15 protein-coding genes are annotated in these 14257 nt (G+C 69.5%); 6 read left to right on the top strand and 9 right to left on the bottom strand.

What is annotated here, in order from left to right; translation table 11 throughout:
* Positions 1-161 precede the first annotated feature (161 nt).
* The 3 genes from ubiT to ubiV are packed head-to-tail and all read left to right on the top strand — an operon-like array spanning position 162 to position 2644.
* Complete coding sequence (gene ubiT / locus UAJ10_RS08550) at positions 162-647, top strand: ubiquinone anaerobic biosynthesis accessory factor UbiT (RefSeq protein WP_416235351.1); 486 nt, start codon at positions 162-164, stop codon at positions 645-647.
* A complete protein-coding gene (gene ubiU / locus UAJ10_RS08545) occupies positions 644-1681 on the top strand; it encodes a ubiquinone anaerobic biosynthesis protein UbiU (protein WP_322914959.1) in 1038 nt (345 codons plus the stop codon). The genes ubiT and ubiU overlap by 4 nt, the downstream gene beginning before the upstream one ends.
* A 15-nt stretch (positions 1682-1696) precedes the next feature.
* The gene (gene ubiV, locus UAJ10_RS08540; RefSeq protein ID WP_322914958.1) at positions 1697-2644 is read left to right on the top strand and encodes a ubiquinone anaerobic biosynthesis protein UbiV; all 948 of its coding nucleotides are present in this window, start codon (positions 1697-1699) and stop codon (positions 2642-2644) included.
* A gap of 1 nt (position 2645) precedes the next feature.
* Here the strand turns inward: ubiV and UAJ10_RS08535 are convergent, their stop codons facing one another.
* Genes UAJ10_RS08535 through UAJ10_RS08525 form a run of 3 tightly spaced genes read right to left on the bottom strand, consistent with a single transcriptional unit; the run spans position 2646 to position 6650 of the window.
* Positions 2646-4043: a c-type cytochrome gene (locus tag UAJ10_RS08535; protein WP_322914957.1), complete on the bottom strand. Its 1398-nt coding sequence runs from the start codon at positions 4041-4043 to the stop codon at positions 2646-2648.
* A gap of 23 nt (positions 4044-4066) precedes the next feature.
* Positions 4067-5833 carry a GMC family oxidoreductase gene (locus UAJ10_RS08530; RefSeq protein ID WP_322914956.1) on the bottom strand — a complete coding sequence of 589 codons (1767 nt, stop codon included), beginning with the start codon at positions 5831-5833 and terminating at the stop codon, positions 4067-4069.
* Positions 5826-6650, bottom strand: coding sequence for a gluconate 2-dehydrogenase subunit 3 family protein (locus tag UAJ10_RS08525; protein ID WP_322914955.1), 825 nt, complete (start codon positions 6648-6650; stop codon positions 5826-5828). Before UAJ10_RS08525 ends, UAJ10_RS08530 begins: the two co-directional genes overlap by 8 nt.
* A gap of 176 nt (positions 6651-6826) precedes the next feature.
* Here UAJ10_RS08525 and UAJ10_RS08520 point away from each other — a divergent pair, with 176 nt between their 5' ends.
* Complete coding sequence (locus UAJ10_RS08520) at positions 6827-7066, top strand: hypothetical protein (protein WP_322914954.1); 240 nt, start codon at positions 6827-6829, stop codon at positions 7064-7066.
* 65 nt (positions 7067-7131) lie between these two features.
* On the opposite strand, the gene UAJ10_RS08515 is transcribed toward UAJ10_RS08520, so the two are convergent.
* From UAJ10_RS08515 to UAJ10_RS08490, 6 genes are all read right to left on the bottom strand, one after another.
* Positions 7132-7542, bottom strand: coding sequence for a PRC-barrel domain-containing protein (locus UAJ10_RS08515; RefSeq protein ID WP_322914953.1), 411 nt, complete (start codon positions 7540-7542; stop codon positions 7132-7134).
* Positions 7543-7729: 187 nt separating this feature from the next.
* Positions 7730-8233 carry a YciE/YciF ferroxidase family protein gene (locus UAJ10_RS08510; protein ID WP_322914952.1) on the bottom strand — a complete coding sequence of 168 codons (504 nt, stop codon included), beginning with the start codon at positions 8231-8233 and terminating at the stop codon, positions 7730-7732.
* Positions 8234-8311: 78 nt separating this feature from the next.
* On the bottom strand, positions 8312-10576 hold the full coding sequence (locus UAJ10_RS08505) for a xanthine dehydrogenase family protein molybdopterin-binding subunit (RefSeq protein WP_322914951.1): 2265 nt from the start codon (positions 10574-10576) through the stop codon (positions 8312-8314).
* Between the two features lie 55 nt (positions 10577-10631).
* On the bottom strand, positions 10632-11660 hold the full coding sequence (locus tag UAJ10_RS08500) for an FAD binding domain-containing protein (RefSeq protein ID WP_322914950.1): 1029 nt from the start codon (positions 11658-11660) through the stop codon (positions 10632-10634).
* A 4-nt stretch (positions 11661-11664) separates the two neighbouring features.
* Entirely contained in the window at positions 11665-12093 is a 429-nt protein-coding gene (locus UAJ10_RS08495; RefSeq protein WP_416235350.1) for a (2Fe-2S)-binding protein, read from the bottom strand.
* 293 nt (positions 12094-12386) lie between these two features.
* Complete coding sequence (locus UAJ10_RS08490) at positions 12387-12950, bottom strand: sigma-70 family RNA polymerase sigma factor (RefSeq protein ID WP_322914949.1); 564 nt, start codon at positions 12948-12950, stop codon at positions 12387-12389.
* Positions 12951-13353: 403 nt separating this feature from the next.
* Between UAJ10_RS08490 and UAJ10_RS08485 the strand changes: the two genes are divergently transcribed.
* Together UAJ10_RS08485 and UAJ10_RS08480 are read left to right on the top strand one after the other, a co-directional pair.
* A complete protein-coding gene (locus tag UAJ10_RS08485) occupies positions 13354-13893 on the top strand; it encodes a sigma factor-like helix-turn-helix DNA-binding protein (RefSeq protein ID WP_322914948.1) in 540 nt (179 codons plus the stop codon).
* Between the two features lie 161 nt (positions 13894-14054).
* A complete protein-coding gene (locus tag UAJ10_RS08480) occupies positions 14055-14249 on the top strand; it encodes a NepR family anti-sigma factor (RefSeq protein WP_088875491.1) in 195 nt (64 codons plus the stop codon).
* Positions 14250-14257 lie beyond the last annotated feature (8 nt).

Below are 14257 nucleotides of genomic sequence, written 5' to 3'. Positions count from 1 at the left end.
CACAGTCGCGCCACCTGCCGCCCTATTGGGATGCCCCCCGTGAGTCTCGACCCGACCGACCCGCCCCCTTTGTCGCCCGTGCTGCTGGCCGGGCTGGCGGCGCGTGCCCTACCCCCCTGCCGCTGCTGGGCCGCCCGCTGACCGGACCGGCCGCCACACGCTTGGCACAGATGGCCTTCGCCCGCCTGCGGCAGCGCCATGCCGATGTCTTCCAGCGCCTGGCGGTGCTGGGGGAGCGGGCTTTCCTGGTCGATCCTAGCGACCTGCCGGTGCGCTTCCTGCTGCGTCCGGCGGGTGCGCGGCCCGGCCTGTGGCCCATCGCCGATGGCGGCACCCTGCCCCTGGCGGCCGCCACGCTGCGGGCGCCCCTGGCGGCGCTGCTGGCCTTGCTGGAGGGCCGCGTCGACGGCGATTCCCTGTTCTTCAGCCGGCAGCTGATGATCGAGGGCGACATGGAGGCGGTGCTGATCCTGCGCAACGCCGTGGACGGCGCCGGCATCGCGCTGGAGCGCGACCTGGCGGCCCGCCTACCCCGACGCCTTTTCACCCTGGGCCGGCGGTGGTATGGCGAGATTGACGGCCTGCTGCACCTGGTGGCCCGCGCGACACTGCAGCCCGCCCCGCCGGCGGCGGAGGTGCGGCCATGACCGCGCCCCTGTCGCGTGCGCCCCTATCATCGGCGCCCCCGTCATCGGCGCCTTTGTCCCTGGTCTGCCCCGCCGGCACGCCGGCGGCGCTGGACGCGGCGGTGGAAGCCGGGGCCGACGCCGTCTATTGCGGTTACGCCGACGCCACCAACGCCCGCAACTTCCCCGGCCTGAACTTCAACCCGGCGGAGATGCGCGCCGCCGCCACCCGCACCCACCAGGCTGGCCGGTCACTCTACATCGCCATCAACACCTTCCCCCGAGCGGGGGAGGAGGCCACCTGGCACCGTGCGGTGGACAACGCGGCCGAGGCCGGGGCCGACGCGGTCATCCTGGCCGACCTGGGCCTGCTGGCCTATGCCCAGGCCACGCACCCCACCCTGCGCCTGCACCTGTCGGTCCAGGCCGCGGCCTCCACGCCCGAGGCCATCCGCTACCTGGCCCAAACCTTCAGCGTGCAGCGCGTGGTGTTGCCGCGCGTGCTGACCCTGGCGGAGGTGACGGAGCTGACGGCGGCGGTGGCGCCGGTGGAGACGGAGGTGTTCGCCTTCGGCGGCATGTGCGTGATGGCGGAGGGGCGCTGCCAGCTGTCCAGCTACGTCACCGGCCAGTCGCCCAACACCCATGGCGTATGTTCGCCCGCCGGCGCGGTGCAGTTCCGGCGGGAGCCCGGCGGCGACGTCACCGCCCGCCTGGGCGGCGTCACCATCGACCGCCACCCCGCCGGATCGCCGGCCGGCTATCCCACCCTGTGCAAGGGCCGGTTCCGCGCCAACGCCACCACCGGATACCTGTTCGAGGAGCCGACGTCGCTGAACGCCGCCGACCACCTTCCCGGCCTGATCAAGGCGGGGGTGCGGGCGTTGAAGATCGAGGGACGGCAGCGGGGCCGCGCCTATGTCGCCCGCGTGGTGGGCGAATTCCGCCGCGCCATCGACGCGGCCGCGGCCGGCGGCTTCACCCTGCCGGATTTGGCCAGCGAGATGGAAGGCGGCCGCGCCACCGCCGGCGCCTACGACCGGCGCTGGCGCTGAACGGGGAAGATGATCATGCCCCTTGAGCGTCCCAAGCTGACCCTGGGCCCCTTGCACTTCCACTGGCCGGCCGCCCGGCGGCGCGACTTCTATGCCCGTATCGCCGATGAGGCGCCGGTCGACACCGTCGTCCTGGGCGAGGTGGTCTGCTCCAAGCGCGCGCCCTTCTTCGACAGCCACATCCCCGAGGTGGCGGACCGCCTGCGGGGCGCCGGCAAGGAGGTGGTGCTGGGCAGCCTGGCGCTGGTCATGCAGGCGCGCGAGCGTCAGGCCGTGATGGACCTGGCGGCCGCCGACGGCGACGTCCTGGTGGAGGCCAACGACCTGACGGCCGTGGCCGCCTGCGCCGGCCGGCCACACGCCGTGGGCCCCCTGGTGGCCGTCTACAACCCCGGCACCTTGGAATTGATGGCCCGGCAGGGCGCGGTCCGCGTCTGCCTGCCCGGCGAACTGACGGCCGACGCCATCGCGGCCTTGTCACGGGCCGCCTTGGTCTGCGGCACCGGCCTGGAGGTGCAGGCCTTCGGCCGCCTGCCGCTGGCCATCTCGGCCCGCTGCTACCACGCCCGCGCCCATGGCCTGCACAAGGACGGCTGCCGCTACGTCTGCGAAAAACATCCGGACGGCATGGACCTGGACACACTGGATGGGGACACCCAAGCCGGGGGCAAGCCGGCCAGCGGGCCCTTCCTGACGGTGAACGGGGTGCAGACCCTGTCAGGCAGCTACCTGGACCTGCTGGGCGACCTGGGCCGGCTGCGCGCCCTGGGCGTCAGCCGCTTCCGCCTATCGCCCCAGGATTGCGACATGGTGGCGGTTGCGGAAACCTTCCGCGCCGTGCTGGACGGCACCCTTGCGGTGCCCCCGGCGCGCGACCGCCTGCGTGAACTGTGCCCCGGCCGGCGCTTCAGCAACGGCTTCCTGCACGGGGTGGAGGGCATGGCCTATCGGGCGGCGGTGTGAGCTAAGGGCCGCCCCCGTCCGCCGCCGTTCCCGCCTGCCCCGTCCCGTTCTGCCGGCTGTCGGTGTGGGGGCTGGAGATGGTTTCCGGGTTGGGGTGGCGCATGTCGGTGGGGTAGCCATCCGGCAGGGTGCGGCGATCGGCGCCCAGGGCCTTGCGCATCCTGGTCACCGTGTCGACGCCCACCGGCGCCGCCGCGTTGCCCCAGCTGTTGCGGACGTAGGTGGCCACGGCGGCGATCTGCTCGTCCCTCAGCTTCCAATTGAAGGCCGGCATGGAGGTCGGCGTCGGCCGGGCGTCGGTCGGCAGGCTGCGGCTGCCCACCAGCAAAACGCGGATCAGCGTGCTGGGGTTGGGCTGCTGCAGGTTGGGGCTGCCGGGCAGGCGGGGGAACATGGCCATGGAGCCGGCGCCATCCATGCGGTGACAGGCGGCGCAGCTGTCGACATAGACGGCCTCGCCCGCCTTCATGACGGCGGGGTCGGGCTTGGCCGGCGTGTCGTCGGCCCGCGCCGGGCGGTCGCGCAGATAGGCGATGATGGCGCGCAGGTCGTCATCGGTCATGCGCGAGGTGGAATAGGCCACCACCTCGCCCATGTCGGCGGCGGCGTTGGCGTGCGCGTTGCGGCCGGTCTTCAGGTACTGGAACAATTCCTCATCGCTCCATCCCCCGATGCCGGTGCGCTTGTTGGGGGTGATGTCCGGCGCGTACCAGCCGTTGCCGATGTCGCCGCCGTGATAATCGCGGCTGGTGCGGGGGGCGCCGAGGAAGTTCTTGGGCGTGTGGCAGGCGGCGCAGTGGCCCGGCCCCTCCACCAGATAGGCGCCTCGGTTCCAGGCGGCAGACTTCGCCGGGTCCGGCTTGTAATCCCCCTTGTCCAGGAACAGCAGGTTCCAACCCATCATCAGGGCGCGGATGTTGAAGGGAAAAGGCAGATCGCTGCGCGGCGAGCGCTTGGGCGAGGGCGGCAGGCCGCGCAGATAGGCGAACAGCGCGTCGGAATCCGCCCGGCCGATGCGGGTGTAATAGTTGTAGGGGAAGGCGGGGTAAAGATGGCCGTCCGGCGCCTTGCCCTCATGCAGCGCGCGGTAGAAGTCGTCAGCCGTCCAGCGCCCGATGCCGGCGTCCTTGTCGGGGGTGATGTTGGCGGAATAGATGGTGCCGAAGGGGGTGACCAGGGGGCGCCCGCCGGCGAAGGGCAGGCCGCCGGGCACGGTATGGCAGCCGACGCAATCACCTAGAACCGCCACGTAGTACCCCTTCGCCACATCCGGATCCATCACCGGCGGGTAGGGACCCGACGTGCCCGAGGGCGGCTGGCCGTTGGCGATGCCGCTGAGGCCGATGGCCACCAGCGACAGGGTGGCCACCAGGATGCCCAGGCTCAACAGCCCGGTCACAAGCGCGCGCCGCAGGGGCGGCTTCACGTGCGCACCAGCGGGCCGGGGGACTTCAGGTACTGTTCGCGCACGGCCTCCAGCGACCAGTAGGCCAGCGCCGCCACCGTGCCGGTGGGGTTGTAGCCGGGGTTCTGGGGGAAGGCGCTGGCGCCCATCACGAACAGGTTGCTGACGTCCCAGCTTTGCAGATAGCGGTTCACCACGCTGGTCTTGGGGTCGGCGCCCATTATGGCGCCGCCGGTGTTGTGCGTGGTCTGGTAGGGCACCACGTCCCAGGAGCCGTCGCGGTACACCACCTTGATCTCGCGCGGGCTCATGGCGCGGGCCACGTCGGCCGCGCGGTCGGTGATGTAGCGGGCCATTTTCTGTTCATTGTCGGTGTAGTCGAAGGTCATGCGCAGCAGCGGCCGTCCGTAGACGTCCCGGTAGGTGGGGTCCAGGTCCAGGTAATTGCCGCGATGGCTCATCACCCCGCCGTGGGTGGAGATGGTGGTGGTCTTGAGGTAGTTGGCCGCCACCGCCTTTTTCCACGCCCCGCCCCAGGTGGGCGTGCCCTCCGGCACCGGGTGCGTCTCGATGGGCCGTGCGCCGGTCTGCAGCACCCCGAAATAGCCGCCACCCAGGAAGCCCAGGCCGCCATGGTCGAAGTTGTCGCCGTTGAAGTCGTCGATGTGCATGCCGTGCGCGCCCGCCCCGATGAAGGGGTTCAGGATTTTGTCGTCGAAGAAGGCGTTCACGAAGGAGGTGCGCTGGTAGGCGTAGTTGCGCCCCACCACGCCCTGGCCCGTCCGTGGGTCGTAGGGCGTGCCGATGCCCGACAGCAGCAGCAGGCGGACGTTGTTGAGGGCGTACGTGCCCAGGAAGATCAGGTCGGCCGGCTGCTCGAACTCGCGCCCCTGGGCGTCGACGTAGGTGACGCTGACCGCCCGCTTGCCCGTGCTGTCCCGGTTGATCGTCAGCGCCTCCGCCTCCGTGCGCAGGGTGAAGTTGGGCTTGCGCATCAGCACGGGCAGGATGGTGGTCTGCGCCGAGGCCTTGGAATAGTTGCCGCAGCCGAACTTCTCGCAGAAGCCGCAGTAGGTGCAGGGGGCCAGCTGCACGCCCAGCGGGTTGGTGTAGGCCTGCGACAGGTTGGAGGACGGCTGCGGGAAAGGGTGGTAGCCCAGCTTGGCGGCGGCCTCGGCGAACAGCGTGGGCGCATAGGCCTGGCGCATGGCGGGGGTGGGATAGGCCCGCTTGCGCGCGCCCTCGAACGGGTTGCCGCCCGGTTGGATCTGGCCGTTCAGGTTGCCCGCCGTGCCCGAGGTGCCGCAGAGGTACTCGAAGCGGTCGTAATGTGGTTCCAAGTCGTCGTAGGTGACGCCGAAGTCCTGGATGGTCATGTCGGCGGGGATGGCCTTGGCGCCATAGCGCCGGGTGACATGGCTGCGCACCTCAAGGTCGCTGGGCAGGAAACGCCAGGTCTGACCATTCCAGTGCACGCCGGAGCCCCCCACCCCCGTGCCCGGCAGGAACGAGCCCATGACCCGCATGGGCAGCGCCGTCTGGCTGGTGTTGTTGCGGATGGTCAGGGTGTTGTGCGCCAGGTTCTCGAACAGCGCGTGGCGCCACATGTAGCGCAACTCATCCTGGGCGAAGGTGGGGGCGAAATCGGTGGGCGTGTCCCGCCATCTTCCCCGTTCCAAGGCCAGGACGTTCAGGCCGGCGTCGGTCAGTTCCTGGGCCACGATGGCGCCGGTCCAGCCGAACCCCACCACCAGCACGTCGACAGAGGGCAGTTTCTCAGACATGGGTCTTGGTCCCCACTTCCTTGGGCTGGCCGTCCTCGTCGCGCGGCATCCAGCCGGGGCGGCCGGTGATGCCGACCGGCGGCAGCGGATAGGGCTGGTTGTGGCGGTCGACGAATGGCCCATGGTCATAGCGGGCGCCGGGGAAACCGATCAGGCGCCAGCCGATCATGTCCTTGTTCCCGCCATAGACGGGGTCGCCGAAGAAACCCTCGATGGTGTTCTGCAGCCGCAGGGTGAAGAACACCTTGGTGTCGACGCCCTCGATGGCCAGCTCGTCCGTCTCCAGGCCCTTCAGCACCGCGTCCTGCTGGTCGGGCGGCAGCTTGGCGAAGGGGACGCCCCCGTGCCGCTGGGCCACCATATCGTCGATGGCGCGGATGGCGGACCGGTAGACCTCAGCCGGCGTCATGCGGCTCTGATACCCCTGGGTCTTCAGCGGGGGCGCCCAGGGGCCCTGCATGTACCAGCGGGTGGCGTGGCCATATTGCCCGTCCAGCTGTCGGTCGATGAACAGCGGCACGGCCGCCTCGATGGCGCCGCCGCCCAGTTCGTCGGCGGGGATCAGGCGGCCCACCGCCGCCTCGATGAAGGCGGCCTCCGCCGCGGTGAAATAGATGTAGCCGGCCCGGCGGTCGGCTGGAAACGGCGCATCCGCCGCCCCTTCCTGCCATGGCATGTCGCCTCGGATGTCGGGACCGGCGCCACCGCCCCGGGCGGATTGCTCCGGCGCGCCGGGTGCCGCCAACGGCAGGGCGCCGGCCGCACCGGCGGCGAGCCCGGCGCCCAACAGGCCACGCCGGCTGAGTTTCGTCTCCATGCGCTCCCTCCTCCAAGGCCCAACCCACAAGCCCGTGGTCCGCAAGCCAATGCCCCAGCCCGGCATTGGTTCCCGTCGAAATGCGGGCGGGACGGAACAGGGCGGACGGGGCGGTGGTTCCCTCAGTTCAAGACGGGCGGAAAACGCCCCTCGATCAGTGACCAAGGAGGAACCCCATGGCTTCTTTCACGCCACCGCCCCACCCTTCCCCCGAACCGCCCCGCCCACGGCCCCGCACCAAGCTGGAGCAGCTGGCGGAGGGCGCCTATCACGGCACGGGTGAAGCCCCGCCCCCGCCCAAGCAGGCGCCCCGCACGCCGGGCATGAAACTGACCGACCTGCTGACCAGCGCGCCCGTGGCCTACACGGCCTTTGGCGTGGTGCTGGGCTTCATCTTCGGCAGCAGCCGGCGCTGAACACGACAAGGCCCGCGGGAGGGTGCGCCTCCCGCGGGCCCTATCGGCTTCGGACGCCAGCGTCCTTAGCTCTTGGCGTAGTGGAACGCCGGCTGGTTCTTCAGCGCGTCCTTGTTGCCGCCGGGCAGCTCGATCTTGTCATCGGTGATCTGCAGGGCGCTGTAGGGCACGGCCACCAGACGATCGCCGACCCCCAGGAAACCACCCACCGACAGGATGGCGTAGGGCACGCTGTCCTTGGGCGAGATGATCAGGTCGTCGACCGTGCCGACGGTGTCGTTCTGGTCGTTCACCACCTTGGCGCCCACGATCTTGGACGAGCGGTGGCCGGTGGCCACGGTCGCCACGTCCACCTTGGTGGAGGCGATGCGCTGGGTGGTGCCCTGCGCCAGGGTCGGGGCGGCGGGCAGGATGACGGCGGTGCCCAGGGCGGACACGCCCAGGGCGGCGGCCAGGAACAGGTTGGCGCGTTTCATGGTAACTCCTCCGGTTGGGGCGGGCCGCTTTTCCCGTACGCCGCAAGGCGCCTGGGCGGGCCACCCGGTTGTTGCAAGGCGGTTTTGCTAACCGCTTGAACAACAACCGAAAGGCGCTGGCGGTTCCCGGCAGGGGCCGTCCGCCCCACAAATGCCCCAGGCGTTAACGGCCAGGGGGCGAGCGGCGTCAGGCGGCGGCCCGGTTCAACCGCGTCCTGGCCAACATGCTCAGCCACTCATCCGTGGCCTTTTCCTCATCCAGGCTGAGGCGCAGCAGCTGGGCGCTGTCCGCCCGGCCCAGCATTTGGGCCCAGGCGACCAGGGTGCCATAGCGCGCGATCTCGTAATGCTCAACCGATTGGGCGGCGGCGACCAAGGCGGCATCCAGGACGCCCTTGTCCGCGACCTCACCCACCACCTCGTCGGTCTCATCGATGATGCCGTCGATGGAGGGGCACTTCGCGGCTTCCGGCACCGCGCCGTGCATCTGGAACACCCGTTCCAGCCGGGCGACCTGTTCCTGGGTTTCACGCGCGTGCGTCTCGAAACCGTGCCTCAGCTCAAGGTCCGCCGCGCGCGCCGCCATCTTGGGCAGCGCCTGCGCGATGCGGCGCTCGGCGTAGTAAATGTCCTTCAGCTGGTACACGAACAAATCGTGCAACGTTTCGATGTCCTTCGTGAACATGCCCATGGCCGTATCCTCCGCGTGCGGACGGGAATCCCCATCCACCGCCTTGAACACGGATCTGCACGTTTTTGTTCCGAAAGCTCATGCCTGCTGCAACTGAAGCAGTTTGTCCAAACGCATGGGAATGTCGCGGAGCCGCCGGCCCGTGGCGTGGTAGATGGCGCTGGCGATGGCGGCGGAGGTACCGACATTGCCCAGTTCACCCAGGCCCTTCACACCGGCCGGGTTCACCTCGGTATCGGTTTCCGGCACCAGGATGACCTCCACCCCTTCCACATCCGCGTTCACCGGCACCAGGTAGTCTTGCAGGTCCCGGTTCACGGCGCGGGCATGGCGCGGATCGATTTCCGTCGCCTCATGCAGGCCGGCGCCCAGGCCCCAGATCATGCCGCCCATCAACTGGCTGCGGGCGGTGCGCGGGTTCACGATGCGGCCGGCGGCGAAGGCGCCGACCATGCGGGGCACCCGGATTTCGCCCGTACGGGCGTGCACCCGCACCTCCACGAACTCCGCCCCGAAGGCGTACATCAGCACCGGGCCCTTGGCCCCGCCGATGATGCCGGGATTGCCCTGCCGCAGCTGTTCCACCGCCCCGAGGGCCGAGCCCTCGGGCGCGAACTCGGCGTACTCCTCCAGCTGCGTCGTGCCCAGCTTCTGGAGCAAGACGCCCAGCGGTGCTGAGCGGCCGCTGTCCAGCACGGCCACCCCATCGCGCAGGGTGAAGCTTTCCGGCGTGGCGGGGAGGCCACTGTTGACGGTCGCGGCCCGGTAGAGCTTGTCGCGAATGGCGCCACAGGCCTTCAACACGGCGGAACAGACGCTGGCCGTGCTGACCGATCCGCCGGCGACGGGGCCCGCCGGCAGGGCGCTGTCGCCCATCTCCACCGTCACATCCTCGACCCGCAGGCCCAGCGCCTCCGCGGCGGTCTGGGCGGCGACGGTGCGCACGCCTGTGCCGATTTCGTGCGCCGCCGTTTGCACCAGGGCCTTGCCGTCGGTCGTCAGGCGCACCCGGGCGGCGCAAGGTGCCACCTGCGTGGGGTAGACGGCGCTGGCGCACCCCAGGCCCACCAACCAATCGCCATCCCGCATGGCGCCCGTTTTCCATACGCCGGCATCCAGGCGGCGGCGCCATCCGAAGGCGGTGGCCGCCTCGTCATAGCAGCGCATCAGCGACCGGCTGGTGTAGCGCTTGCCACTGACCGGGTCGGCCTGGGTGTCGTTGATGCGGCGGAATTCCACAGGGTCCAGGTCCACCTTCTCCGCCATCTCGTCCATGGCGCACTCAAGCCCGAAGACGTAGGGCGTTTCCGGCGGGGATCGCATGTAGCCTGGCGTGTTGCGGTCAGCCTTCACCAGTTGCACCTTGGTGCGCACGGCGCCATAAGCGTACAGGCGCGCCGTGGTTTCGGTGCCGCCCACGACATAGTCGTCGGGCCGGGACGTCAGCTCCCAGCCCTCATGACTGAAGGCGCGGATCCTGCCGTCGCGGCCGGCGCCCATGCGGACGCGCTGGCGCGTCTCCGCCCGGAAGGTGGCGGTGGTGTAACCTTGGGCACGGGTGCAGACGCACCGCACCGGTCGCTTCACCAGCTTGGCCGCCAGGGCGACGGCGGCGGTGCGCGGCGTCATGGGTCCCTTGGAGCCGAAGGCGCCACCGATGTATTCGCTGACCACGCGGATGTCGGCCGCGTCCATGTCCAGTTGCTTGGCCAACTGCGCCCGCCATCCCGCCACGAACTGGCTGGGCTCGTACACCGTCAGCTGCCCGTTGTTCCATTCCGCCGTGGTCGAGAACAATTCCATGGGGTTGTGATGCTGGGCGGCGGTGTTGTAGGTCGCGTCCAGCACCACCGGAGCCGCCTTGAACGCCGTGTCGAAATCGCCGGCCTTGGGGTCTTCCGGATACATGGGGCTGGCGCCGGCACCGGCCACGATCTCCACGCCGCTGGTGTCGAAACCGGCGCTGGGGGTGTCGTGATCGTAGGTGACGGCCACCAGATCGGCGGCCTGTTGCGCGGCCTCCAGCGTCTCGGCCACGACGATGGCCACCATCTGCCCGTCGTGCCAAATCCGCTTTTCGTTCAGCGGTTGGATGGACGTGCTGCCGCCGGTGCCAAACTTGGGGGCGGTCAGCTGGCCTTGGGCCTGGTCCCGCGTCAGCACCAGCAGCACGCCGGGAACGGAGGCCGCGGCTGTGGTGTCCAGCCTGCGGATGCGGCCCCGGGCGATGGTGCTGGTGACCATCACGGCGTGGGCCAGGTTGTGCAGGGGGATGTCGGCCGGATAGCGGGCCTGGCCCGTCACCTTCAGCCGGCCATCGATGCGGGCGACGGGCGCGCCCATGTTCTCATGGGAACCCTTCCCGGGGGATGGCTTCTCAGGGGGCGGCGGCGCGGCGTCAGGCATGGGTCACCCCATTTCGCGTGGTCGACGGTGGCGGTTGAAGCGCGCCGGCCTGCAACAGCGCCCGCACCACCACCTCCTGGCCCAGGGGCACCTTGAAGGCATTGTGGGGACGGGTGCGGGCCCCGGTGAAGGCGGCATCGGCGGCGGCGCGGACACTGGCCAGGTCCAGGGGCTTTCCCACCAGGACGGCCTCCGCCGCCTCTGCCCGCCAGGGCACGGTGGCGACGCCGCCCAGCGCGATGCGCGCCTGTTTCACCCGGTTGCCCTCCAGATCCAGCGCCACGGCCGCCGAGGCGAGGGCGAAGGCGTAGGAGCGCCGGTCGCGGACCTTGACGTAGCGCGACCGCCAGGACCAGGGGCTGGCGGGCACCACCAGAGCGGTGATCAGTTCATCCGGGGCCAGCGTCGTTTCAAGGTAGGGCGTGGTGCCCGGCTGGCGGTGGACCTTGGCCACCGGCATCAAGCGGACGCCGCGCGGGCCCGTCAGCTCCACCTGCGCATCCAGAACCAGCAGGGCCTGGGCCATGTCGCCCGGGTACGTCGCGATGCAGGCGTCGCTGGTGCCCAGGACGGCGTGCTGGCGGTTCAGGCCGTCCAACGCGGCGCAGCCGGACCCTGGCCGGCGCTTGTTGCAGGGCCAGGACGCCTCCCGGAAATACTCGCAGCGGGTGCGTTGCAGCAGGTTGCCGCCCAGGCTGGCCATGGTGCGGATTTGTCGGCTGGCGGCCAAGGCCAAGCTGTCGGCCAGCACCGGATAATGGGCGCGGATCCCGGGGTGATCCTCCGCCTCCGCCATGCGGACCAGGGCCCCGAGCCGCAGGCCCTGATGATCCAGGGTGATACGGCCCAGCGCCGCCGTGTCCTGGCTCAGGCCGCTGATGTCCACCACGCGCTTGGGCGACACCACACCCAGGCGCATATAGTCGACCAGGTTGGTCCCGCCGGCGATGACGGTGGCGTCGGGGACGGCGCGCAGGGCCTCGGCCACGCTGCCGGCGCGGTCGAACAGGAAAGGCTGCATGGCGCTAGGCCTCCATCTCGGTCTTCGCTTGGCGGATGGCGGCGACGATGTTGGGATAGGCGGCGCAGCGGCAGATGTTGCCGCTCATGTATTCCCGTATCTGGTCGTCATCGCCCGCATGCCCTTCCTTGACACAGGCGACCGCCGACAGGATCTGTCCCGGCGTGCAGTAACCGCACTGGAAGGCGTCGTGGTCGATGAAGGCCTGTTGCATGGGATGCAAGGTATGGGGATTCGGCGCCAGCCCCTCGATGGTGGTCACCTGGCGCCCCTGGGCCATGACCGCCAGCCGCAGGCAGGACAGTTCCCGCCGGCCATCGACCAGCACGGTGCAGGCGCCACACTGGCCGTGATCACAGCCCTTCTTGGTTCCCGTCAGGCCCAGCCGGTCGCGCAGCGTGTCCAGCAGGCTGGCCCGGGCGTCCAGGCTCAACCGGTGATCCCGGCCGTTGACGGTGAGGGTGACGGTGTGCGGGGCGCCGGCATCGTTGACTTCGGCGGCCTCAGCCTCGGCGGCGCCCGGCAGGGTGGTCGCACCACCCGCCGCGCCCCCCCGACGGCGGCCAGGAAATGGCGGCGGTTCACAGCGGCGGATTGGGAACGGTCAGGCATGGCGCGGCGTCCTGGTCGGCTTGGCTGGTCGGCTGGGGGAGATGCGGGGGAACCGCTAGGTGCGCGACCTGGTTCCGTGGCGTCGATGCCGCGTTTCCCCTGGTGCCGGGTCCCCTAGTGCCGGGTCCATTGCGTGGTGGATGTCGCGTCGGCGCCGGCCGGCAGGGTGGTGGCGCCGAGGGCGACGACGCGATTGGGCAGCCCCATCAGGCCGGCCAGCTTGGTGCGCGCCCGGTTCACGCGGCTTTTGATGGTGCCCAGGGCGCAGCCGCAGATCTCCGCCGCCTCTTCATAGCTGACGCCGGCGCCACCCACCAGGATCAGCGCCTCACGCTGGTCTTCCGGCAGGGCGGCCAGGGCCACCTTCAGTTCACGCCCGGTGATGCCCCATTCCTGCGCCGGCTCCATCATCATGCGGCCGGTGTGAAAGCCGTCCGGATCGGCCACCTCGCGTTGGCGGCGCTTGGCGATGGAATAGTGGCGGTTACGCAGGATGGTGAACAGCCAGGCGCGCAGGTTCGTGCCGGGCGTGAACTGGTCGGCATGCGACCAGGCGCGCACCACGCAATCCTGGACGAGGTCGTCGGTGTCGGCGGCGTTGCTGGTCAACGACCGGGCGAAGGCGCGCAGCGCGGGCAACAGGCGCAACACCTCGTCACGGAATTCCGGTTCCCGCACGTCCGTGTTCAGCGCACCCGCTGATAGGTCGGCCGATAATAAATCAGATGGCATAATGTGCCCCGTATCAAGATTCTCTCAAGGAAAACTGGATCCTCGAGAATCGGATGGATGAGGTCTTGAGGTTGATTTCAGATTATCGCGGCGCATTCTGCGGCACGCGATGAAAGCATAGACCCCAAAAACTGATTCGTGTTCGGGTTTTCTGGGAGGGGGTGCTCGTCTCTATTGTGCCAAGAACACGTATCTGTCGTAGGCGGAACCGCCTATACCAAACGAATTCATTATGGCATGCGCCCTAGCGCGGAAACATGCGTCGAAAGTTTCCGGGACCCAGGAAACTTTCACGCCAGTCGGCAGGTTCGGAAAACAGATTGCCAGATAAAGAGGAGCGACGCAGATCATGCCGGCACACCGCAGCGCCCCCGCCGACCTCATCACCGAACAGCTACCCTGCCTGCGCCGCTATGCCCGGGCCTTAACCGGCAGCGCCATCAGCGGCGACGCCTACGTCCGAATGGTCTTGGAAACGCTGGTGCAGGACGGCATGGATGTCCTGGGGGAGGACGCGGACCGTGGCACGTTGTTCCGCCTGTTCCACCGCATCTATGCCGGCGGGCATCTGGAACTGGGGGACGAAAGCCCGGTGCCCGACACCATGGGCCCCGGCGCCCTGCTGCGCACCTTGCCCTGCGAACGGCGCGAGGCCTTGCTGCTGACGGCGGTGGAGGGCTTCACCCCCGACGAGGCCGCCTGGATCCTGGGCCTGCCGCTGGACATGGTGGAGCACCAGACCAACCTGGCCCGCCAGGCCTTCCGTGACGGCCTGCGGTCGGGCACGCTGATGCTGGAGGACGACATGACCATCCGCCTTCCTCAAGCGGGCGGGGTGCTATCGCATGTCCCCGCTTCCGGCGGCGGGTGGGGCGCCGGCTTGCAGTAAAATAAGCCCCAGGGGGTGGTTGACCGCCGGCAGCTCAGTTAAGCTGGCCAGCGCACCCTTCGATCATGAAATTTGGTACAGCCGTCGGGGGACATGCGGGCGCCAGGGCGCGCCGGCCCAAACAAGGCCCGAACACCAGGGCCGCATCCAGGGGATCCGTCATGACCAAGCAGCCGAAGGCCCCGAATGGCAAGCGATCGCTGCTGACGGCCAGCACCCGTCCTATGCCGCCCGGCCCGCAGACCGTGCTGGACCGGGGCCTGCGCGAGATGTTCGAGGATGAGGCGGCGGAGCCCGTGCCCCAGCACCTGTTGGATCTGGTGGACAAGCTGCATCAGAAAAACCGCAAACACTAAGCCGGTGG

It is taken from the genome of Nitrospirillum guaranorum, assembly GCF_034653275.1.
Taxonomy (GTDB): Bacteria; Pseudomonadota; Alphaproteobacteria; order Azospirillales; family Azospirillaceae; genus Nitrospirillum.
This window is presented reverse-complemented; position numbering and strand designations above follow the sequence as displayed.

Coding starts and splice junctions, on each gene's coding strand:
- ubiV (WP_322914958.1), top strand. CDS start 1,697: ATGCCCCTTGAGCGTCCCAAGCTGACCCTGGGCCCCTTGCACTTCCAC.
- UAJ10_RS08500 (WP_322914950.1), bottom strand. CDS start 11,660: ATGCAGCCTTTCCTGTTCGACCGCGCCGGCAGCGTGGCCGAGGCCCTG.
- UAJ10_RS08515 (WP_322914953.1), bottom strand. CDS start 7,542: ATGAAACGCGCCAACCTGTTCCTGGCCGCCGCCCTGGGCGTGTCCGCC.
- UAJ10_RS08530 (WP_322914956.1), bottom strand. CDS start 5,833: ATGTCTGAGAAACTGCCCTCTGTCGACGTGCTGGTGGTGGGGTTCGGC.
- UAJ10_RS08520 (WP_322914954.1), top strand. CDS start 6,827: ATGGCTTCTTTCACGCCACCGCCCCACCCTTCCCCCGAACCGCCCCGC.
- UAJ10_RS08510 (WP_322914952.1), bottom strand. CDS start 8,233: ATGGGCATGTTCACGAAGGACATCGAAACGTTGCACGATTTGTTCGTG.
- UAJ10_RS08485 (WP_322914948.1), top strand. CDS start 13,354: ATGCCGGCACACCGCAGCGCCCCCGCCGACCTCATCACCGAACAGCTA.
- ubiU (WP_322914959.1), top strand. CDS start 644: ATGACCGCGCCCCTGTCGCGTGCGCCCCTATCATCGGCGCCCCCGTCA.
- UAJ10_RS08525 (WP_322914955.1), bottom strand. CDS start 6,650: ATGGAGACGAAACTCAGCCGGCGTGGCCTGTTGGGCGCCGGGCTCGCC.
- UAJ10_RS08480 (WP_088875491.1), top strand. CDS start 14,055: ATGACCAAGCAGCCGAAGGCCCCGAATGGCAAGCGATCGCTGCTGACG.
- UAJ10_RS08505 (WP_322914951.1), bottom strand. CDS start 10,576: ATGGGCGCGCCCGTCGCCCGCATCGATGGCCGGCTGAAGGTGACGGGC.